This is a genomic window from Actinoplanes oryzae (assembly GCF_030757795.1).
GTDB lineage: Bacteria > Actinomycetota > Actinomycetes > Mycobacteriales > Micromonosporaceae > Actinoplanes.
Window position 1 is genome coordinate 1 of the sequence record NZ_JAUQWH010000008.1, and the last position, 18,551, is coordinate 18,551.

Sequence of the window (18,551 nt, forward strand, 5' to 3'; positions counted from 1 at the left end):
CAGTACGTCCACGACGTGGGCCCGTGCCGCGACGCAGCCGCCCGCCGTACCCCCCTGCTGGCACCCGACCTCGGCGCGAGGACGTGGCAGCGGCGCTGGCCCCGCTTCACCGAGGGCGCCCTGGCGGCCGGCGCCCGCGCGCTGCACGCCCTGCCCCTGCACGCCGGCGGCGTCCACCACACCGGCGCGCTCGACCTCTACCGCGAGACCCCGGGCCGCTGGGCCGACGACCACCAGGCCGAGGCGCTCGCCTTCGCCGCCGCGACCACCGAACTGCTCGCCCTCGAACAGCACGAGCTGGACCTGTCCGGCGTGTTCACCGAGGCCCGGCGCCCCGGAGCGGCCGGGGGCGACACCGTGACCCCGCCGCACGACCCGGGCACCGGGGGCACGGCCCTGCTGGTGCGCTGGTTCGGGCGCGCCCAGCTCCAAGTCCTGCGGCGCCAGGTCCGCTCCGCGGGCGCCGGCCAGGGCCTGACCGGCACCGACCTGCACCGCTTCCTGCTCGCCGTGCACGCCGCGGCGGCGAACGCGGTCGGCCACGGCGGCGGGCTCGGGCAGCTGCTGCTGTGGCGGGCGGGCCGGACGCTCTGGTGCGAGATCGCCGACCAGGGACCCGGCATCCCGCACAACGCGCTGGCCGAGCGGCGGGTCCCGGACCCGGAGAGCGACTGGTCCACCGGATGGGGCCTGGCGCTGATCCGGCGGGTGTGCACCAGCGTCGCCGTCGTCACCGACGACACGGGCACCCGGGTGCAGCTCGGCTATCGCCTGCCCGGACCCACCCCGCCCGGGTTCCCCTCGCCCGAGCTCACTCCTCCCAGGCCCACTCCTCCCGGGCTCGCCCCTCCCGGGTGAACCGCCCGGCGCGGCGGCCAGGTCAGCCCAGGTCAGCCCAGGTCAGCCCAGGGCGGCGCCGGCCGCGCGCAGCTCGGCCAGCGCGGCCAGCACGTACGGCGCGAGGTCGTCCTTCTCGCTGACCGACCACTCGGCGAAGCCGCGCTTGAACGCCAGCACGCCCAGCTCGCTCGCGAGCGCCGCAACCGGGTCGGGCACGCCCCGGGCGACCAGCGCGGCCGTCATCGCGGCCGCCATCCCGACGCTCTTGAGGGCGTCGCGCTCCTGCAGCTCGGCGTTGGCGGCGACGGCCGCCTTGATCCGGGGGGCGATCTCCTTGTTGAGCGGCCCCATCGCCCCCGACGCGCGCTCGAGCCCCGCGGCGACCGCCTCGAGCGGTGCCGCCTCCGCCGGCGCCCCGGCGATGCCCTCCACCAGCAGCCGGCTCAGCGTCTCCTGCCCGGCGACGAGCAGCTCCCGCTTGTCGGGGAAGTGCCGGAAGAAGGTGCTCTTCGTGACCCCGGCGCGCTCGGCGATCTGCGCCACCGTGGTCGCGTCGTAGCCCTGCTCGACGAACAGATCGACGGCAGCGATGACGAGGCGTTCCCGCGCTCCGGGTTCCCAGCGAGCCATGCCGACCATCATAGTGACGAGACCTTTGTCCCATCACGTGCTAGCGTGATGGGACAAGAGTCCCATCACTACGGGAGAAGCGCCATGCATGTCTTCATCACCGGCGGCACCGGCCTGATCGGCTCCGCCGTCGTCGCCGAGCTGCTCGGCCACGGCCACACCGTCCTCGCGCTCGCCCGCTCCGACGCCTCGGCGGCCAAGGCGCGGCAGGCCGGCGCCGAGGTGGTCCGCGGCGGCCTCGCCGACCTCGACGTCCTGCGCGCGGGTGCCGCAGGCGCCGACGGCGTCGTCCACCTGGCCTTCGGCAACGACTTCAGCAGCCCCGAGGCCCTCGGGCGCTGCCTCGCCGAGGAGGGCGCGGCCATGCGCGTGCTCGGCGAGTCCCTGATCGGCAGCGACCGCCCCTACGCCGTCGTCGCCGGCACGCCGTGGATCCCCGGCCGCGCCTCCACCGAGCAGGACCCCGCCCCGACCGACGGCCCGGTCGGTGCCCGCGGCCGCGCCGTCGAGGCGGCGCTCGGGCTGGCCACGCAAGGCGTCCGCAGCTCGGCCGTCCGCATGCCGCGCACGGTGCACGACAACGGCGACGGCGGCTTCGCCGGCCTGCTCACCCAGATCGCCCGGCAGACCGGCGTCTCCGGCTACCCCGGCGACGGCACGCAGCGCTGGCCCGCCGTGCACGCGCGCGACGCGGCCTCGCTCTTCCGGCTGGCGCTGGAGCAGGCACCCGCCGGCACCGCATGGCACGCCGTCGCCGACGAGGGCGACGCGGTCCGCGACATCGCCACGGTCATCGGCCGGCGGCTGGGTCTGCCCGTGCAGCAGATACCCACGGAGAGCTTCGGCGCGCTCGGCCCGATCTTCGCCGCCGACCAGCCCTCGACCAGCACGTACACCCAGGAACAGCTCGGCTGGAAGCCGGTCCACCCGAGCCTGCTCGAGGACCTCGAGAACATTCAGCGATAGGCGAGGAACACCGTCTCGTCGTCGCCCTGGAGGCGGATGTCGAAGCGCAGGCCCCGCGGCTGGGGGGCGCAGATCAGCGTGTCCCGCCGTGCGGGCGGCAGGGCGGCGAGGAACGGGTCGGCGGGGTCCGGGTCCGGCAGGTAGGCGCGGGTGAAGAGGCGGTCGAGCAACCCGCGCGCGAAGACGGTCACCGCGAAGAAGGGCACCGGGCCCCCGGGGGCGTACGTGGAGAACCAGTAGCTGCCGTCGGCCTCGGTCGCCGTCCGCCCCCAGCCGGTGAAGGTCCAGCCGTCCCGGCGGAAGGAGCCCTGCTCGCGGACGACTTCGCCGTCCGGGCCGGCCTGCCAGATCTCGATCAGCGCGTCCGGCACGCCGTTGCCGTCGCCGTCGAGGACGCGCCCGCCCAGGCGGATCGCCGCCGTTTCGGCCGGGGGGACCAGCTCGTTGCCCCCGGCGTACGGGAGACCGAGGTGGAAGAACGGGCCGACGGTCTGCCCCGGGGCCGGGATCACGGCGCCTCCTCGGACTCGAACGGCGTCTGGTGGCTGCCGGTCAGCACGATGTCCCAGCGGTAGCCGGTGCTGTACTCCGGCGCGGTGACCTCGTGGTCGTACGTGGCGAGCAGCGCGTCCCGGGCCTTGGGGTCGGTGATCGACTGGTAGATCGGGTCCAGCCCGAACAGCGGGTCGCCCGGGAAGTACATCTGCGTCACGAGCCGCTGCGTGAAGTCGGTGCCGAACAGCGAGAAGTGGATGTGCGCCGGCCGCCACGCGTTGAGATGGTTGCGCCACGGATAGGGGCCCGGCTTGATCGTCAGGAACCGGTACGTGCCGTCCGCCCCGGTCAGGCAGCGCCCCGCGCCGGTGAAGTTGGGGTCCAGCGGGGCGGGATGCTGGTCGCGCTGGTGCCAGTAGCGGCCGGCGGCATTGGCCTGCCAGATCTCGACCAGCTGGTGCGCGACCGGCCGGCCGGCGCCGTCGAGCACCCGGCCCGTGATGACCATCCGCTCCCCGATCGGCTCGCCGGGGTGCCGGTTGGTCAGGTCCGCCTCGGCGTCGTCGACGTCGCGATGGCCGAAGGCGGGCGCCCACAGCTCGACGCCCTCCGGGTCGGCCAGGACCGGCTCCTGCGCCGGGTGCCGCAGCACGCTGCTGCGGTAGGGCGGGTAGTCCTTCTGCGGCTGCTGCCCGGGCTGCCCGGCCAGCGCCGCGATCTCCGCGCTGATGTCCGCCTGAGTGGTCACGAGCGTGACGCTAGGATTTTTCCCGGCCGGGCGCGATACTTGCCTTCCGCTGAACGGAAGGGGTGCGGTGGGCGCCAGCGTCACCTCCCGGGTGTTCGACCTGCTCGGAGCGTTCGACGCCGGGCATCGCAGCCTCACGCTCAGCGCGCTGGCCCGCCGCGCCGGGATGCCGCTGGCCACGGCCCACCGGCTGGTCGCCGACCTGCGCCGCTGCGGCGCCCTGGACCGCCGGCCCGACGGGGAGTACGTGATCGGGCGGCGCCTGTGGGACCTGGGCCTGCTCGCCCCGGTGCAGACCGGCCTGCGCCAGGCGGCGTCCCCGTTCCTGCACGATCTGTACGGCGCCACGCTCGCCACCGTGCACCTGGCCGTGCGCGACGGGGTGTCCGCGCTCTACATCGACCGGCTGGCCGGCCACGTCTCGGTGCCCATCGTCAGCGACGTCGGATCGCGGCTGCCCCTGCACGCCACGGGGGTCGGCAAGGTGCTGCTCGCCCACGCCCCCGACGACGTGGTGGCCGCGGCACTGACCCGGCTGACCCGGATCACGCCCTACACGCTCACCGAGCCGGCGCGCCTGCTCGCCCAGGTGCGCCGCATCCGCGCCGACGGCTACGCGACCACGGGCGAGGAGATGAGCCTCGGCGCCTGCTCGGTAGCCGTCCCGGTCCGCGGCCCCGCCGACGAGGTGGTGGCCGCCCTCGGCATCGTGGTCCCCACATTGCGCCGCGAACGCCCCCGCCTCGTCGCCGCCCTCCAGGTCGCCGCCCAGGGCATCGCCCGCACCCTGCAATGACGCACGCGCCAGCCCCGCTCAAAGCTCGTCGTAGTCCAGCAGGCCGTTCACGAGAACGTGCTGTCGAAAACCCCCTCGGCCGAAGGGCAGAAAGTATCTGCACTCTTCGACGGGTAACGCCCCAGTGCTCGGCGGCGCCCGCGCGCCCGGCGGGGGCTCCCGCCAGGGTGCCGGCGCCCAGGTCCCGTTGACTCTGGCGCAAGCGAGCCAGGCCGGGCTACCCGGCCTGGCTCGGCGCAGGCGGGTCAGGCGGTTGCGGGGGCGGCCTCCGCTTCCTCCTTGGCGGGCAGGCTGTCCATGAACGAGCTGACCGAGAAGACCGCGCGGCCCGGGCCGGGAGGGCCGTAGCCGGGGGGCGAGCTGAGCCCGTTGGCCTCCATGGTCGCCCGGTAGGCCTCGAGCAGCCGGACGTGGTACTCCAGCGGCGCGCCCTGCGGGTTCGTCCTGCCGAGCGGGGTGGTCGGCTCCGGGCACCAGGTCGTGAAGCGGGGCGTGATGCCGCGCGACATGAAGTACTGCAGGCCCTCGACCGTCGAGTCGATCGCCTCGTTCACGGTGGTGAAGCCGTGCGGGGCGGCCATCTCGACGCCGGCCACGAAGTTGGGGATGACGTTGCGCGGGCCGAAGATCTCCGCGGAGTCGAGGATGCGGCGGTGCCACTCCTCGCGGCCCACGTAGCGCTCCTTGCCGGGGCAGTAGAGCTCGAACAGCCGCTTGTCCCACACCTCGTAGTTGGGGTGGTAGATCTGGATGCCGTAGTCCTTGAAGCGCTGCACGTCGGCCTTGGGCAGGGCCTGGGCGACGACCTTGCCGATCCAGCGGCCGGGGAAGCGCTCCTCGATCGCCTGGGCGTACTGCCCGTAGAAGTCGGCCTCGGCCTTGCCCTGCACCGTCGACGTGATGCTGCCGCCGGTCAGCGTGTAGGCCTGCGACGCCTTGGCGGTGTCGTGCTTGTCGATGATCGCGAGCGCCTCGAGGATCTCGTCGACCGGCTTGACCCCGGTGTAGGGGCGCCCGGCCGCCTTGTGCTGGCGCCAGTTGTGGTTGATGTCGCAGTACTGGCACTCCTCCTTGGCGCCGAAGTACTGACAGACCCGGAACGCGGTCAGATAGATCAGGTAACCCCACTGGATCGTCGGGGCGACCTCCATCACCTGCTTGCCGTTGGCCAGCGTGTGCCGGTAATAGTCGGGCATCGGCGGCAGCCCGACGTCGGCGATCGGCCGCCCGTCGAGGAAGAGCTGCAGCCGCCCGTCCTCCCCGCTCTGCACGCGGTAGGGCGAGTCGGGGTTGGTGCGCACCGACACGACCGTGCGCCGCAGCTCGTAGGGCCCGCCGGTGAGCACGATCTCCTCCGGCGGCCGGCGCAGCGCCGCAGTGCCCAGCTCGGGCAGCGTCCGGTGGTCGAACGAGAAGATGAAGTAGGACTTCGGCTTGACCTCGCCGTGCTCGTTGTCGGTCAGCGCCGAGTCGTCGAACGCCAGGCCGCCACGCAGCAGGTCCTCCTTGATCACCGCCTCCCGCGGCACGTGCGGGAAGCGGCCCATCAGGTCCTCGACGAGGTCGGTACGCGACTGCGCTTCCGGCATCATTTCTCCTTCGGGAGCAGTGGTGGAAACTCTCCGCCCCCGAGGCTACGACGCCCAGCCCGCCACCGGCACGCGCCGGGGGCGGCTGTGGCCAGCATCGCCCCGAAAGCGGCGTAGATCACTCCCGCCGCGAACCCTGCCGGCCGCGCCACCACCGGCGGCGAGCCGCGGTCAGACGGACTCCGGGGGTGACCCAGTCCCCCGTGTCCTCGAACTCGTCGCAGCCGTCGTGCTCGAAGCGCACGACGTCGTCGAAGGGGGACCGGCGTTGGCGCGAGCGTGGGTGGTGCATCAGCGCCGGCGGACCGCGAGCCGCGTCACAGACCTCAGCCGGACCATCACCGATCTCATCACGGAACAGTGAAGGTCGCCGGTCAGGTGCGGAGAATTTGCCGGTGGGCACTAGGTTGGCGAAGATGTCCGACCTGACCGAGCGGGGCCGCCGGCTCCGCGTGACCTGCACCCTGGCGGGGGTGGTTCTGCTGCTCGCGGGCACGTTCTGGGGGCAGGACGACGACTTCCCGTTCGGGCCGTTCCGCATGTACTCGACGGCGCCCGACCCGGACGGCGACGCCAAGGACACGCGTGTCGAGGGGGTCGACGCGACCGGGCGGACGGTGGCGCTCACCGAGGCGAACACCGGCATCCGGCGGGCCGAGATCGAGGGACAGCAGGCCGCGTACGAGCGGGAGCCCGCACGCCTGCGGCAGGTCGCCGACGCGTACGCCGAAAGCAGTCCCGCCGCGCCGCCGCTGCGCGAGGTGCGGATCGTCATCCGGTGGCACGACGTCGAGGACAGCCGGCCGGTCGGGACGTGGCGGGACGAGGTCGTCGCGGACTGGGTCCGGCCGTGACGGGGCGGCTGACCCGGTGGCTCACCGAGCCCGTGCCCAAGGGACGCATCGCGGCGTTCCGTACGCTGGTCTATCTGTTCGTGGCGGCGGACCTGGTCGTCTTCACGCCGTGGGTGCGCTCGCACGCCGACACCCCGGGCGACCTCTACCAGCCGCTGCTCATCGGCCGGATCCTGCCACTGCCGACGCCCACCCCGCTGCTCGTCCACGGCATCTTCTGGGTGCTGCTGGTCCTGGCGCTGGCGGCGGCGAGCGGGCGGGCGCCGCGGCTGCTGGGCTGGCCGGTCTTCCTGCTGTACCTCGAGTGGATGATCATCGCGATGAGCTACGGCAAGGTCGACCACGACCGGGTCGGGCTGCTCGTCGCGCTGGCGGTGCTGCCGACGGCGGGACGGGCCCGGCACCGCGACCCCGAGCCGACGGAGGCCGGCGGGTGGGCGCTGCGGGTCACGCAGCTCGCGGTGATCGCCACGTACTTCCTGGCGGCCTTCGCGAAACTGCGCTTCGGCGGCCTCGACTGGGTGACCAGCTCGGTGCTCGCGCAGGCCATCATCCGGCGCGGCACCTGGCTCGCCGACCAGATCGCCGGGGTGCCGGGGCTGCTGATCCTGTCGCAGTTCGGCATCATGGCCTTCGAGCTGCTGAGCCCGCTGGTCTTCGTGGTGCCGCCGCGGTGGCGGACGCGGATCGTGGCGTTCTTCTACACGTTCCACCTGGCGACCTTCTCGGCGATCACCATCTCCTTCGCGCCGCACCTGGCGGCCATGGGCAGCTTCCTGCCGCTGGAGAAGCTGCACCTGCCCGCCTTCGCCCGCCGCGGCAAAGCACCGTCCGCGACCGAGCCGCCCGCAAACGCGCCGTCCACGGGCGAGGCCGCCGAGCCGTCGCCGGGCGCAGCCGGGGCGGGCACCGCAGGCTGAGCGCGGCCCGCAAACTCAGCGCGGCCAGCAAACTCAGCGCGGCCCGCAAACTCAGCGCGGCCTACTTACCGGTGTAGCCGAGCGCCTCCCGCTGCGCCTGCGGCAGCGCGCACGCCGCGGTCCCGCCGGGCATCATGTGCCGGTGCTCGGCCACCCACCGGTACGCCGGCCACGCCACCGCCCGCACCGGGCTCCACCCGAGCGTCGCCCCGGCCAGCTCCCACCACCGGCCCGCGTCGCGCAGCATGAGCCCGATCGCGTCCGGCCCGGCGGCGTGCACCCCGTCGGACCCGACCCACTGGACGGCCTCCTCGCACTGCTCCTGCGTCAGCCCGAGCGCCTCGATGTCGGCGAACTGCCACGGCACGACCGTCGCCAGCGTCGGGATGCGCTTCTGGATGAACTCGGCGCAGGTGGTGCAGAAGGCGCAGTCACCGTCGTACACGAAAGTCGCAGTCTTCACGGTCCCATTGTCTCTATCCCAGGGCATAGGCCGAAACCGGTCCCCGGCCGGAGGCGGGCGGGACCCCGGCGGCCCTAGCTTGGTGCGCATGCTGAACGAGTTCACCGGGGATGCCCGCACCAATGATGCCGTCGGCGCCGCCCGGGCCCACAGCGGCAATCCCGAGGGTCCCGCCGTCATCGGCACGCACCACCTGCTCGTCGGGCTGGCGAGCGCCAAGTCCGGCGCGCGCGAACGGCTCGAGGCCGCCGGGCTCACCCGGACCGTGCTCGTCACCCTGCTGCGCACCGGCTTCTCCGCCCGTTCGGAGGGGGCCGCTGTCCCGGTGCGCTTCCCCGAGATCGGCAAGACCGAGCAGGTCAGCGAGGCGGCGGCCGCGGCGCTGGAGCGCTACCTCGCGGACGGGCGGCCGGAGCCCGAGACGCTGCTGGCGGCCGTGCTCGGCGATGCGGACTCGCTGGCCGTACAGATGGTCCGGGAATGCGGGGTTGACGTTGATCTGCGGCCGGCGCGGGTACCGGCCCGGCTGGAAGCGGTGCGGGACCACCTGATCGGCCGCACGAAGTATCGCAATCCCGGGCTGCGCAACCTCTCGCTGGCGATCGCCGTCGCGACCCGGCCCAACTGGGCGCGGACGCCGGTGCTGTGGGCCAAGCTGGAGGCCGAGCGGACCGCCGCCCGGCCCCGGACCGACGACCTGCTCGTCGCGCTGCTCACCACCTACGAGGTCGCGCGGGCGTACCCCCATCTGCTGGCCGAGGCGGAAGCGGGAGAGTACGACGGCGCGCGGGCCCTCGCCGGCGCCGGGCTCGACGCCGGGACGCTGGTCGAGGCGGCGCGGACGCGCGACCTCGGCTCCGACGCCGTCGAGGTCAAGACCCTGCTCAAGTACGGCCGGAACTGGCCCTCCGGCACGGCGGAGCTGCTGAGCCGGCTGCTCGCCCACGAGGACAACCGATCCGTACGGCTGCTGCGCGCCCTGGGCGTCGACGTGTCTACGCTCGCATCCGCCACGCGTCGGTGATCAGCTCGGTGAGCCGGTCGACGCTCACCTCGGGCAGTCGCAGCATGGCGAGCGGCAGCCCCTCGTAGCTGGGCACGGTGAAGAACAGCTGCGGCTCCTCGAGCACGAGGGCCTGCTTCTCCGCCTCGTCGCCGACGTACAACACCGCGATGTCGGTACGGATGACGCGCGGCTGCCCCGGCCGCCGCTCCGGATAGGACCACACGAACCCGTGCCCGTTGCGGCGGAAGTCGAACCCGGGACTGTCGATCTCGACCGCATCGGGCAAGGAGAGGGCGATCCTGCGTACGTCGTCGGCGTCAGCCACCGGCCGATGGTACTCGGCAGTACTCCCGCAGCGCGGCGGCGTCCACCGGGTCGATCCACTCATAGGTGCCGCGCAACTGGTCGGCCCGCTGCTCCACCGGAATGACCGCCGCGCTCATGTCGCCCCACGGCATGCTGATGTGCAGCAGAGTACGCACGATGCCCGCCGGCAGATGCGCACTGTCCGGCCCAGTGGCCCGCACCAACAGCCCGGTCGTCGACACGTCCTCGACCCGCCCGCTCACCTTGACCAGCCGCCGCCCCGGCTCGGCGTCGAGCTGCACCGTGCCGGTCGCCGGGTACGTCCCCGCCTTCCGCGCCGCCCCTCGCCGCTGCACCACGTCGGTGTCCGGATCCCCGCTGACCGTCAGCAGCCCGTCCCGCAGCTCCGCCTCGACCCACGTGACGCCGGCGCTGCTGACGAGCTCGAGAATCCCGTACCGCCGGGTGCCGGGCCCGTCGAGGCTGAGCACCGGCACGGGCGGCAGCTGGGCGACGAACTCCGCCCGCACCTCGGCCAGCGAGATGAGCACCAGGCTCTCGTCCCCCGGGCACCGCAACGTGAGCGTGCTCCCCGCCAGCACCGTGACCATGGCTGCCTCCCGCGCTCCCCGGCCTCCCCCGACGCTCTCACGCCCTCCGGCGGGCCGTGGCCGAATCAGCCGTTTCGTCCTCGCTCACCTGCCGGAGGCGGCAGCCGTGGGCGAGCCGGGACCGGCGATGCGCCAGATCTCCACGGGGGCGCCGGCCGGCACCCGCAGATCGGGGACGGCGATCGCCGATCTCGCGCACAGGTCGCGCAGGGCATCGGTGAAGCCTTCGGCGTCCGCGGTCACCTCCAGGAACTCGCCCCACGTGGTGTCCACGGTCATCAGGGCCAGGCCCGGATCGGCCGCCACGAACTCGCCGGCCGTCAGCGACACGCGCAGGATGTCCTCCCAGGCGAGCTCGACGACGTCGACGGCTCCGAACACCGACCGCAACGGCTCGGTCACCATCGTCACGGTGATGCCGTCCCCGGTCACCTCGATCCGCTGCACCATTCCCCCAGGGTCCCACCCCGCCCCGGCGCCGGCCCGGTCGTGGCTGACTGATTCGTCCCGGACGCCCGGGCAGCAAGCGGGCGGATCGGGCGCGACGGTTGGGTTTCCGCAGGTCAGGGCGGTAGCGTCCGACGCTGATCATCGACGGAGGGAGCCGGCGCATGGTGTCGCGACGGGGAATGCTCACACTGGCCGGGCTGGCTGCGCTGCCGGCGGCCTGTTCGCGGCAGGCGCCCACGTCGTCCGCGGCGCCCTCGGTGGCACCCGCGTCCGCGAGCGCCTCGCCGTCGCCGTCCGCCTTCTCCAGTCTCGGCCCCGCTGCCACCGTCACCGCGTCCCCGAAGCCGGCGCCGTCGGAGACCGAGGAGAGCGCTGCGGCGCAGGTCGCGAAGAAGGACACGACGCGGGGCGGGCCCGTGTCGCCGGTCAGCGGCAAGGTGATGCTCGGGGCGTACCTCAGTCTCAGCGGGCGGTCGGCGAGCGAGAGCTTGGCGCTGCGCCGCTCGCAGCTCGGGCGCGACCAGCGGATCGTGCACCAGTTCTGGGCGTGGGACGAGACGCTGCCGCGCACCCGCTCGGGCGTCCCGTCGGACAGCACGCTCATGATCTCGTGGCACGCGCCGGCCTGGTCCCGGATCACCGGCGGCGGCTCCGACAAGCTCATCGCCGCGGCCGCGCGCAACCTCGGGGCGCAGGGCAAGCCGCTGCTGGTGCGCTGGGCGTGGGAGATGAACGGCGACTGGTTCGAGTGGGGAGGAGCCAACAACGGCAAGGACCCCGACGGGTACGTGTCCGCGTGGCGCCGCATCCACCGCATCTTCGCCGAGGAGGGGGCGGACAACGTGTCCTGGGTGTGGAGCCCCAACTGGAACGACAGCCCGGACGTCTCCTGGAACAAGATGCGCAACTACTACCCGGGCGACGACTACGTCGACTGGGTGGGCGTGTCCGGCTACGACTTCTACCGGGAGAAGCCGTCGACGCTGTTCGACCCGATCGTCGGCGCCTACGGGCCGAAGAAGCCGATCATCATCAGCGAGACGGCGGCGATCGACTTCGGCGGCTCGACGAAGGCGGACTGGACCGACGACCTGAACGCGTACGCGCGGAAGACCCCGGAGATCAGCGCGCTCGTCTGGTTCGACACCGACACGCACAACGACACGAACTTCCGCATCGACAGCACGCCGGGCGCGCTGGCCGCGTACCGGAGAATGGCTCGGAATTCGCACTTCGAGGGCTGATCTGTTCACCTGGCGCCCGCTACCGTCGGAGGCATGGACGATCGCCCGCTGCTCGCCGTGGCCCACCGCGCCGGCAACCGCATCGACGACCTGCGGGCCGCGCTGGCGGCCGGGGTCGATCTCGTCGAGGCCGACATCCACCTCTATCGCGACGTCCTCGAGGTCCGGCACCGCAAGGCCCTCGGCCCCCACCTCTACTACGAGAAGTGGACCGAGCTCACCCGCCGCCGCGACCTCGTCGTCCCCGAACTGCCCGAGCTCCTGGCCGTGGCCGCGGGCGACCCTCGCCTGCTGCTCGACCTCAAGGGGCCGTCCCTCGCCGTCGCCCCCCGCGTCGCGTCCCTGCTGCGCGCCGAGGCCCCCGGCGTCCCGGTCGCGGTCTGCACCAAACAGTGGCGCATGCTCGACGCCTTCACCGACGACCCGAACGTCCGCCGCGTCTACTCCGCCGGCGACCCGCTGCAGCTGGCCCGCCTCCGCGCCCGCCTCCGCCGCGGCCCGGTCCACGGCGTCTCCATCCGCCTGAGCCTCCTCACGGCGCCGATCGTCGCCGAGCTGCGCCGCGCCACCGACCTGGTGCTTGCCTGGTCCGTCGACACCGAGGAGGCCCTGGCCCACGCCCGCCGCGCCGGCGTCACGGGCGTGATCAGCAAGAACATGTCCATCCTGACCCGCCTGATCGAGGAACGCGACGCCGGCGCCGCCCGGCGGGACCACGGCCTGGCCGCCGCCTGATCCGGCGATCTCCCGGGTTTGTCCCGATGTCCTCGCGGCCCTCGGCAAGGAGGCGGCCCCGCCACCGTCCCGTCCCGCCCGCCGTGCACTCAGGTGGCTCGGCGCCGGTGACGGTGGCGGCCTGCCGGGCAGCTGGACCCTGGCTGGGGTCGTGAGGGGGCGGGCAAGCGGGAGGCTCAGGCGGCCGGGAGGGTGACGGTGAAGCGGGCGCCGCCGCGTGGGGAGGTCGAGACCGTGACCGTGCCGCCGGCGGCGGTGACGATGTCGTGGACGATGGCCAGGCCCAGGCCGCTGCCGCCCTCGTCGCGGGCGCGGGCCTCGTCGAGGCGGACGAAGCGGTCGAAGACGCGGGCGCGCTGGTCCGGGGGGATGCCGGGGCCGTCGTCGTCCACCACCAGCTCGGCCACGTCGCCGCGGGTGCGGACGGCCACGGCGACCGTGGAGGTGGCGTGGCGGGCGGCGTTGTCGGTCAGGTTGCGGACGACCTGGGAGAGGGCGGTGGCGTCGCCGCGGACGCGGGCCGGGCCGATGCCGGTGGTGTCGACGGTGTGGCGGGGGATGCGGCGGGCGCCGGCGAGGGCCAGGTCGTCGAGGTCGACGTCGGTGGCGGGTCGGGCGGAGCCGGTGCGGGCCAGGGTCAGGAGCTGCTCGACCAGGCGCTGGAGGCGGGCCGACTCCTGCAGGACGGCGTCGGCGAGCTCGCCGGAGGGCAGGGCGTCCGGGTGGGCGCGGGAGACCTCGGCGGCCTGGCGGATGCCGGCCAGCGGCGAGCGCAGCTCGTGGGAGGCGTCGGCGACGAACTGCTGCTGGCGGGTGGCGGCGGTTTCCAGGCGTACGAGCATCTGGTTCATGGTCCGGGCCAGGCGGCCGATCTCGTCGCGGGAGGCCGGCTCGGGGACGCGGCGGTCGAGGCGGTCGCCGGTGATCTCCTCGACCTCGCGGCGGATGCGTTCGACCGGGGCGAGGGCGCGGCCGGCGACCACCCAGGTCGTGGCGCCGACGAGGAGCAGGAGCAGGGGCACGCCGGCCACCAGCGGGGTGGTCAGGGCCTCGGTGGAGTCGTCGACCTCGTCGAGGGACGCGCCGACCTCGACGGTGTAGGAACCGGCGTCCTCGCGGGCGACGACATCCGGCAGCTCGTCTTCGGACGAGCGCACCGTCGCACCGGAGGAGTCGAGGATCCGCCACGGGAAGTCGTCCTCCTCCACCGACGGCAGCCCCGAGGCCGAGACCTGCCGGGCCAGCGCGGCGGCCTGCTGCTCGGCCGTCGTCTCGGCGCCCTCGCGCAGCGACGACCGGACCAGGAACACCAGCGCGAACGCCCCGGCGACCAGGGCGACCGCCACGACCAGCACGGCCGCGGAGGTGGTGCGCAGCTGCACCGAGGCCCTAGCCATCGAGCCGGTATCCCGCCCCGCGCAGGGTCTCGATGACGTCGCGGCCGATCTTGGTGCGCAGGTGGCGGACGTACACCTCGACGATGTTGGGGTCCCCCTCGAAGTCGTTGTCCCACACCGCGTCGAGGATCCGGCGCTTGGAGACCACCTGGCCGTGGTGCCGGGCCAGGAAGGCGAGCAGCGAGAACTCGCGGGCGGTCAGCTCGATCTCGGTGCCGGCCCGCCACACCCGGCGCGCGGCCGGGTCGACGCGCAGGTCGCCCACCTCGATCCGGGTCGGCCGCTCCCGGGCGCCGCGCCGGGCCACCGCGCGCAGCCGCGCCACGAGCACCGGGAACGAGTACGGCTTCGTCAGGTAGTCGTCCGCGCCGGTGTCGAGGCCCTCCACCTGGTCCCACTCGCCGTCCTTGGCGGTGAGCATGAGGATCGGCGTCCAGTTCCGCTCGGCGCGCAGCGTCGCGCACACCTGGTAGCCGTTGACGCCGGGCAGCATGAGGTCGAGCACGATCGCGTCGTACGGGTTCTCCCGCGCGAGCCACAACCCGTCGGTGCCGTCGTGGGCGACGTCGACCGCGAAGCCCTCGGCCTCCAGACCCCGCTTGAGGGTACGGGCGAGCAGCTTCTCGTCGTCGACGACGAGCACGCGCATGATGGGTCCTCCCGGGGGAAAGACCCATCATCGCGGACGTGACCTGAAAGCCCGCTGAACGTCAGCGCCCGAGCCCGAACAGGTCGTCGAAGACCCGGCCGCGGTCGAAGGCCAGCGCGTGCTCCCGCGCCCGCTTCTCCCGCTCGAGCCGCTCCTCGGCGGACATGTCGAGCACCGCGGCGTCGACCGCCTCGGCGAGGGCCACCACGTCGCCGGGCTCGACGATGATCGCGGTGTCGCCGACCGCCTCGCCCGTGCCGCCGGTGATCGTGGTGACGATCGGGCCGCCGCCGGCCAGCATCTTCTCGGTCAGCGCGATGCCGAACGTCTCGACGAACTCCGGCTCCGGCTTGGTCGGCAGCACGTACGCCGCGCAGCCGCGCATGAGCAGCGCCTTCTCGGTGTCGTCGACGTCGTCGAAGAACAGGATCCGCTCGTCCTCGGCCGCCATCGCGCGCACGTGCTCGAGCGCCGGCCCGGTGCCCGCCACGACCAGCTTCACGTCGTCCCGGCAGCGCATCTGCCCGTACGCGGGAATGAGGTCGTAGATGCCCTTCGCCCGGGCGACCCGGGACAGGAACAGGATGTAGCCGTCCCGTTCCAGGCCCCGCGCGGCGAGCGCGGCGTCGACCGCGTCGTCGTCGAGGTCGAGGTAGGCGCTCGTGTCGATCGGCGGGTAGCTGACCGTGACCCGCTCGCGGCACTGCGGCGCGAAGCGGGTGCCGCACTGGGCGTCGACCTGCTCGGCGGCGGCGATGATCTCGTCGCGGGTGTACTCCGAGACGGCCGTGACCTCGTCGTTCGCCAGGAACGTCGTGAACAGGGCGATCGCGGCGCCGAAGCTGCCGTCGCGCAGGCACGACTTGATGACGTTGGTGACGTCGGAGCCGACGGCCTTGGCGATCGTGTGCACGTCCGGGTCGAAGCCGGCGGCCCTGGCCGCGGTGACGCCGTCGATGATCACGTTCATGTGCGGCACGAGGTACATCGACAGGCACACCGTGGGGATCGGCTCGGCGAGCAGCTCGACCAGGCGCCCGGTGAGGCCCGCGAGGTGCCGGCCGTCCGGGACGCGGTAGTCGCCGACCGGCCCGGGCCGCTCGACCGTGATGCCCTCGCTGTACGGCAGCAGCCGGTCGAGCGGCTTGAGCGGCAGGCCGGCCGCCTCCAGGGCGTCGATCGGCCAGGTCAGCAGCCGGACGTCGGTGAAGCCGCGGGTGAGCGCGACCTCCGCCAGGTTGCGGGCCTCACCGGAGTGACCGCAGATGACGGGGTCGGCCCGGACGGCGATGACGAGCCGGCGGGGAGCTTGTTCCATGGCGGGTCCTAAAGAGAAGCCGAAGGTGGTCGCGCGCCGGATGCCCACGCGGACGGCTCCGGACCCAGCTCCAGGTGCAACCGTCCGCCTTTGTGCACGTCAGCGGCGGACAGATGTGTACCACGTAAAGGTTTCCCGTTGAGTGTCGCGGCTTGAACATATTGTGTCGGCGCGTCGCGATCGAGCCCGTCGGCACTCACCGGAGTCTCTCGGTGACCGCTCGTCTCGATGACGAACTCGCGGTCGCCGATCGTCAGCGCCGCCCGCTCGAAGGCCGGGGCGTTGACGAGGAACAGGCTCTGCCCGGCGACCGGGAAGAGGCCCAGCGACGCCCACACGTACCAGGAGCTGAGCCCGCCGGAGTCGTCGTTGCCCGGCAGTCCCCCGCGCCCGGTCCCGAACTGCCAGGTCAGGGCGGACTGCACCACCTCGGCCGTCCGGTCGGGGCGCCCCGCGTAGTGGTAGGCCCAGGGCGCTTCCATGTCCGGCTCGTTGTTCAGCCCCTCGAACCGGTTCAGGGCGAAGCCGCGCCGCATCTCGTCCGGGCCCGGGCGCACCCCGGGCTGCGTGACGGGCGCGGCGCCGTACCCGAAGAACTTGTCGAGCATCACGGCGAAGGCCTTCTCCCCGCCGGCCAGCTCGATGCGCGCGGCCATGTCGTGGACCAGCCGGAACGAGTAGTTCCACTTGCCGCCCTCGTAGAACTCCGAGTCGCGCAGCAGCCCGGTCGCCGGGTCGAACGCGTTGATCCAGCCCCGGCTGCGCTCGGCCAGGTCGGCGGCGAGGCGGTGGTCGTTGAGAGCGCGGGCCACCAGGGCGGTGCAGTGATGCCCGTACGCGAGGTCGAGCGTGTGCGTGATCGGGTGCACCACGCCGTGCGCGAAGAAGTCCTCGCCGTACATGCGGTGCAGGTCGTCGACCATGTGCACCAGCGCCCACGACCAGTCCATGCCCGGCGTGCGCAGGGCGTGCGCGTCGGCGAGCGCCGTGTGTGCGAGGGCGCTGGCCTGCCGGAAGAACCGGTCCGCGCCCCGCGCCATCCGATAGCCGATCGGGAAGTTGCCCTCCTCCTCACAGACCCGGACCAGCGATTCGAGGACGGCCGCATGCTGCTCGGGCGCGATCGCGGCCAGCAGGGGCAACTGCGTCTTGTAGATGTCCCACATCGTGCAGATGTCGAAGGCGTACGGGCCGCCGGCCGGCCAGAACGGGCTCTCGTCCTCGGCGACGCACGGCTTGATGAGCGAGTGGTAGAGGGCGGTCGAGAAGATGGTGCGCCGGTTCCCGGTGCCGCCGTCGACGCTGACCTTGCCGGTCAGCTCGCGCCAGCGGGCCCGGGTCGCGGTGTGCACGGCGTCGAAGGCGGACCCGGTCGTGCCGCACTCCCGTTCGAGGTTGGCGCGGGCCTGGTCGCAGCCGCGCAGCGAGAAGCCGAGCCGCACCTCGATGGTCTGCCCGGCCCTCGCGGGCCCGGAGAAGGCCAGCCCGAACGGCTTGAGGGTGGTCTGCCGGATGCTGTCGAAATCGAGCCGCGTGCCGCCGTCGACGAGCCGTTTGTCGTACCAGACCGACTGCCGCCAGCCCGGGCTGTCCACCTCGAGGAAGACCGAGAGCGGCACGCCCTCCATGACGACGGTGGCCTGCGCGCGGCCGTGCCCCAGGCTCTCGACCTGCGCCCGCAGCGGCACGGTCTGCCCGAGGTCGATCGCCAGCCCGCCGAGCGACAGGTCGACGACCACCCGCGCGTTGCGCTGCTCGGGGAAGGTGTACCGGTGCACGGCCACCTTCTCCCCGACCGTCACCTCGCTGCGCACCCCGGTGTCCAGCGTCGCCGCGTAGTAGCCGGGGCTGGCCTGCTCGTCGTGCAACGCCCACGACTGCCCGAGCGCCTCGAGCGGCTGCACCATCGGCGTCACGCGCACGTAGTTGTAGTACTTGCGGATCGCGCCGGTGCCCGACTGCTGGAAATGCGTGAAGCCGGACGCCTGGAGACGATCGAACATCTCCTCCGGTACGCCCTCCGTGCCCTTGGCGTAGCGGCCGTACCCGGTCGGGTAGGCCCCCGAGTAGGCGCACGCCGACACCATGCCCAGCGGCGACGTGGCGCCGGGGTGGGTGTTGCCGACCTGGGGCTTGGGCCACCACCAGGACGCCGCGAGCCCCCGCGCCGCGGGCAGGTCGGTCGCCGCGGTGCCGATGAAAGGATCAATGTTCTCCAAGATCCTTCCAACCTAGCCGACCCTCGGTTACACCACGGTTACGACTCCCGCGTCAGGAGTTGTCGGCCGCGGTGTTCCCGGCCGGGCCGTACGGCGAGACCTGACCCTCCGGGACCGGGCGGTCCTCGGCACGGTCGTGGCTGCCGTGCGGCGGGGTGGTCGGGTCGGCGTCCTCGGTGCGCTGCTTGGTCGTGGGCGACTCGTCGCTGCGACGGATCTCGGGCTGCTGCGGGTTCGTCATGGCTGCCTCGCTCGTGCTCGCTGGGGTGTCCGACGCGGCCGCTTACCCGGCGCGCGGCGGATCATGTGGCCGCC

At 73.1% G+C, this 18,551-nt stretch carries 21 protein-coding genes; 8 read left to right on the top strand and 13 right to left on the bottom strand.

Annotation, left to right across the window (positions count from 1 at the left end; translation table 11 throughout):
* Positions 1-858 (top strand): ATP-binding protein (locus RBH18_RS04605; RefSeq protein ID WP_306204644.1); only part of this gene is annotated, 858 nt, incomplete at its 5' end.
* A 42-nt stretch (positions 859-900) separates the two neighbouring features.
* Here RBH18_RS04605 and RBH18_RS04610 read toward each other — a convergent pair.
* Complete coding sequence (locus RBH18_RS04610; protein ID WP_306204645.1) at positions 901-1,470, bottom strand: TetR/AcrR family transcriptional regulator; 570 nt, start codon at positions 1,468-1,470, stop codon at positions 901-903.
* Positions 1,471-1,554: 84 nt separating this feature from the next.
* Between RBH18_RS04610 and RBH18_RS04615 the strand changes: the two genes are divergently transcribed.
* The gene (locus RBH18_RS04615) at positions 1,555-2,436 is read left to right on the top strand and encodes an SDR family oxidoreductase (RefSeq protein ID WP_306204646.1); all 882 of its coding nucleotides are present in this window, start codon (positions 1,555-1,557) and stop codon (positions 2,434-2,436) included.
* Here RBH18_RS04615 and pcaG read toward each other — a convergent pair.
* Positions 2,427-2,948: a protocatechuate 3,4-dioxygenase subunit alpha gene (gene pcaG / locus RBH18_RS04620; RefSeq protein WP_306204647.1), complete on the bottom strand. Its 522-nt coding sequence runs from the start codon at positions 2,946-2,948 to the stop codon at positions 2,427-2,429. The genes RBH18_RS04615 and pcaG overlap by 10 nt on opposite strands.
* Complete coding sequence (gene pcaH / locus RBH18_RS04625) at positions 2,945-3,679, bottom strand: protocatechuate 3,4-dioxygenase subunit beta (RefSeq protein WP_306204648.1); 735 nt, start codon at positions 3,677-3,679, stop codon at positions 2,945-2,947. Before pcaH ends, pcaG begins: the two co-directional genes overlap by 4 nt.
* Before the next feature lie 67 nt (positions 3,680-3,746).
* Here pcaH and RBH18_RS04630 point away from each other — a divergent pair, with 67 nt between their 5' ends.
* On the top strand, positions 3,747-4,475 hold the full coding sequence (locus RBH18_RS04630; protein WP_306204649.1) for an IclR family transcriptional regulator: 729 nt from the start codon (positions 3,747-3,749) through the stop codon (positions 4,473-4,475).
* A gap of 245 nt (positions 4,476-4,720) precedes the next feature.
* Here the strand turns inward: RBH18_RS04630 and RBH18_RS04635 are convergent, their stop codons facing one another.
* The gene (locus tag RBH18_RS04635; protein ID WP_306204650.1) at positions 4,721-6,064 is read right to left on the bottom strand and encodes a radical SAM protein; all 1,344 of its coding nucleotides are present in this window, start codon (positions 6,062-6,064) and stop codon (positions 4,721-4,723) included.
* Positions 6,065-6,480: 416 nt separating this feature from the next.
* On the opposite strand from RBH18_RS04635, the gene RBH18_RS04640 reads away from it, so the two are divergent.
* Together RBH18_RS04640 and RBH18_RS04645 are read left to right on the top strand one after the other, a co-directional pair.
* On the top strand, positions 6,481-6,918 hold the full coding sequence (locus RBH18_RS04640) for a hypothetical protein (RefSeq protein WP_306204651.1): 438 nt from the start codon (positions 6,481-6,483) through the stop codon (positions 6,916-6,918).
* Positions 6,915-7,838, top strand: coding sequence for an MFS transporter permease (locus RBH18_RS04645; RefSeq protein WP_306204652.1), 924 nt, complete (start codon positions 6,915-6,917; stop codon positions 7,836-7,838). The genes RBH18_RS04640 and RBH18_RS04645 overlap by 4 nt, the downstream gene beginning before the upstream one ends.
* Before the next feature lie 61 nt (positions 7,839-7,899).
* On the opposite strand, the gene RBH18_RS04650 is transcribed toward RBH18_RS04645, so the two are convergent.
* On the bottom strand, positions 7,900-8,301 hold the full coding sequence (locus RBH18_RS04650; RefSeq protein ID WP_306204653.1) for a thiol-disulfide oxidoreductase DCC family protein: 402 nt from the start codon (positions 8,299-8,301) through the stop codon (positions 7,900-7,902).
* Between the two features lie 88 nt (positions 8,302-8,389).
* Here RBH18_RS04650 and RBH18_RS04655 point away from each other — a divergent pair, with 88 nt between their 5' ends.
* Positions 8,390-9,325, top strand: a complete 936-nt coding sequence (locus tag RBH18_RS04655) for a Clp protease N-terminal domain-containing protein (protein ID WP_306204655.1) — start codon at positions 8,390-8,392, stop codon at positions 9,323-9,325.
* Here RBH18_RS04655 and RBH18_RS04660 read toward each other — a convergent pair.
* The 3 genes from RBH18_RS04660 to RBH18_RS04670 all read right to left on the bottom strand — a co-directional run bounded on the left by RBH18_RS04660 (position 9,297) and on the right by RBH18_RS04670 (position 10,674).
* The gene (locus RBH18_RS04660) at positions 9,297-9,632 is read right to left on the bottom strand and encodes a hypothetical protein (RefSeq protein WP_306204656.1); all 336 of its coding nucleotides are present in this window, start codon (positions 9,630-9,632) and stop codon (positions 9,297-9,299) included. The two genes, RBH18_RS04655 and RBH18_RS04660, sit on opposite strands and share 29 nt — an antisense overlap.
* Positions 9,625-10,224, bottom strand: coding sequence for a hypothetical protein (locus tag RBH18_RS04665; RefSeq protein WP_306204657.1), 600 nt, complete (start codon positions 10,222-10,224; stop codon positions 9,625-9,627). The genes RBH18_RS04660 and RBH18_RS04665 overlap by 8 nt, the downstream gene beginning before the upstream one ends.
* 84 nt (positions 10,225-10,308) lie before the next feature.
* Positions 10,309-10,674, bottom strand: a complete 366-nt coding sequence (locus RBH18_RS04670) for a hypothetical protein (RefSeq protein ID WP_306204658.1) — start codon at positions 10,672-10,674, stop codon at positions 10,309-10,311.
* A 161-nt stretch (positions 10,675-10,835) separates the two neighbouring features.
* Here RBH18_RS04670 and RBH18_RS04675 point away from each other — a divergent pair, with 161 nt between their 5' ends.
* Both RBH18_RS04675 and RBH18_RS04680 read left to right on the top strand, forming a co-directional pair.
* A complete protein-coding gene (locus RBH18_RS04675; RefSeq protein WP_306204659.1) occupies positions 10,836-11,918 on the top strand; it encodes a glycoside hydrolase family 26 protein in 1,083 nt (360 codons plus the stop codon).
* 33 nt (positions 11,919-11,951) lie between these two features.
* Positions 11,952-12,653, top strand: a complete 702-nt coding sequence (locus RBH18_RS04680) for a glycerophosphodiester phosphodiesterase (RefSeq protein WP_306204660.1) — start codon at positions 11,952-11,954, stop codon at positions 12,651-12,653.
* Between the two features lie 176 nt (positions 12,654-12,829).
* Here RBH18_RS04680 and RBH18_RS04685 read toward each other — a convergent pair whose 3' ends face one another.
* The 5 genes from RBH18_RS04685 to RBH18_RS04705 form a co-directional block, all read right to left on the bottom strand.
* Positions 12,830-14,050 (bottom strand): sensor histidine kinase, encoded by a 1,221-nt coding sequence (locus tag RBH18_RS04685; RefSeq protein WP_306204661.1) that lies wholly within the window; start codon positions 14,048-14,050, stop codon positions 12,830-12,832.
* Positions 14,043-14,699, bottom strand: a complete 657-nt coding sequence (locus RBH18_RS04690) for a response regulator transcription factor (protein ID WP_306204662.1) — start codon at positions 14,697-14,699, stop codon at positions 14,043-14,045. The genes RBH18_RS04685 and RBH18_RS04690 overlap by 8 nt, the downstream gene beginning before the upstream one ends.
* 61 nt (positions 14,700-14,760) lie before the next feature.
* The gene (locus tag RBH18_RS04695) at positions 14,761-16,017 is read right to left on the bottom strand and encodes a glycosyltransferase family 4 protein (protein ID WP_306204663.1); all 1,257 of its coding nucleotides are present in this window, start codon (positions 16,015-16,017) and stop codon (positions 14,761-14,763) included.
* 8 nt (positions 16,018-16,025) lie between these two features.
* The gene (locus RBH18_RS04700) at positions 16,026-18,236 is read right to left on the bottom strand and encodes a GH92 family glycosyl hydrolase (RefSeq protein WP_306204664.1); all 2,211 of its coding nucleotides are present in this window, start codon (positions 18,234-18,236) and stop codon (positions 16,026-16,028) included.
* 52 nt (positions 18,237-18,288) lie between these two features.
* Positions 18,289-18,477 carry a hypothetical protein gene (locus RBH18_RS04705; protein WP_306204665.1) on the bottom strand — a complete coding sequence of 63 codons (189 nt, stop codon included), beginning with the start codon at positions 18,475-18,477 and terminating at the stop codon, positions 18,289-18,291.
* Between the last annotated feature and the right edge of the window lie 74 nt (positions 18,478-18,551).

What these genes read in the sequence shown, in the direction of transcription:
- RBH18_RS04610 (WP_306204645.1), bottom strand. Translation starts at nt 1,470, where the DNA reads ATGGCTCGCTGGGAACCCGGAGCGCGGGAACGCCTCGTCATCGCTGCC.
- RBH18_RS04615 (WP_306204646.1), top strand. Translation starts at nt 1,555, where the DNA reads ATGCATGTCTTCATCACCGGCGGCACCGGCCTGATCGGCTCCGCCGTC.
- RBH18_RS04635 (WP_306204650.1), bottom strand. Translation starts at nt 6,064, where the DNA reads ATGCCGGAAGCGCAGTCGCGTACCGACCTCGTCGAGGACCTGATGGGC.
- RBH18_RS04640 (WP_306204651.1), top strand. Translation starts at nt 6,481, where the DNA reads ATGTCCGACCTGACCGAGCGGGGCCGCCGGCTCCGCGTGACCTGCACC.
- RBH18_RS04655 (WP_306204655.1), top strand. Translation starts at nt 8,390, where the DNA reads ATGCTGAACGAGTTCACCGGGGATGCCCGCACCAATGATGCCGTCGGC.
- RBH18_RS04665 (WP_306204657.1), bottom strand. Translation starts at nt 10,224, where the DNA reads ATGGTCACGGTGCTGGCGGGGAGCACGCTCACGTTGCGGTGCCCGGGG.
- RBH18_RS04670 (WP_306204658.1), bottom strand. Translation starts at nt 10,674, where the DNA reads ATGGTGCAGCGGATCGAGGTGACCGGGGACGGCATCACCGTGACGATG.
- RBH18_RS04675 (WP_306204659.1), top strand. Translation starts at nt 10,836, where the DNA reads ATGGTGTCGCGACGGGGAATGCTCACACTGGCCGGGCTGGCTGCGCTG.
- RBH18_RS04680 (WP_306204660.1), top strand. Translation starts at nt 11,952, where the DNA reads ATGGACGATCGCCCGCTGCTCGCCGTGGCCCACCGCGCCGGCAACCGC.
- RBH18_RS04685 (WP_306204661.1), bottom strand. Translation starts at nt 14,050, where the DNA reads ATGGCTAGGGCCTCGGTGCAGCTGCGCACCACCTCCGCGGCCGTGCTG.
- RBH18_RS04690 (WP_306204662.1), bottom strand. Translation starts at nt 14,699, where the DNA reads ATGCGCGTGCTCGTCGTCGACGACGAGAAGCTGCTCGCCCGTACCCTC.
- RBH18_RS04695 (WP_306204663.1), bottom strand. Translation starts at nt 16,017, where the DNA reads ATGGAACAAGCTCCCCGCCGGCTCGTCATCGCCGTCCGGGCCGACCCC.
- RBH18_RS04705 (WP_306204665.1), bottom strand. Translation starts at nt 18,477, where the DNA reads ATGACGAACCCGCAGCAGCCCGAGATCCGTCGCAGCGACGAGTCGCCC.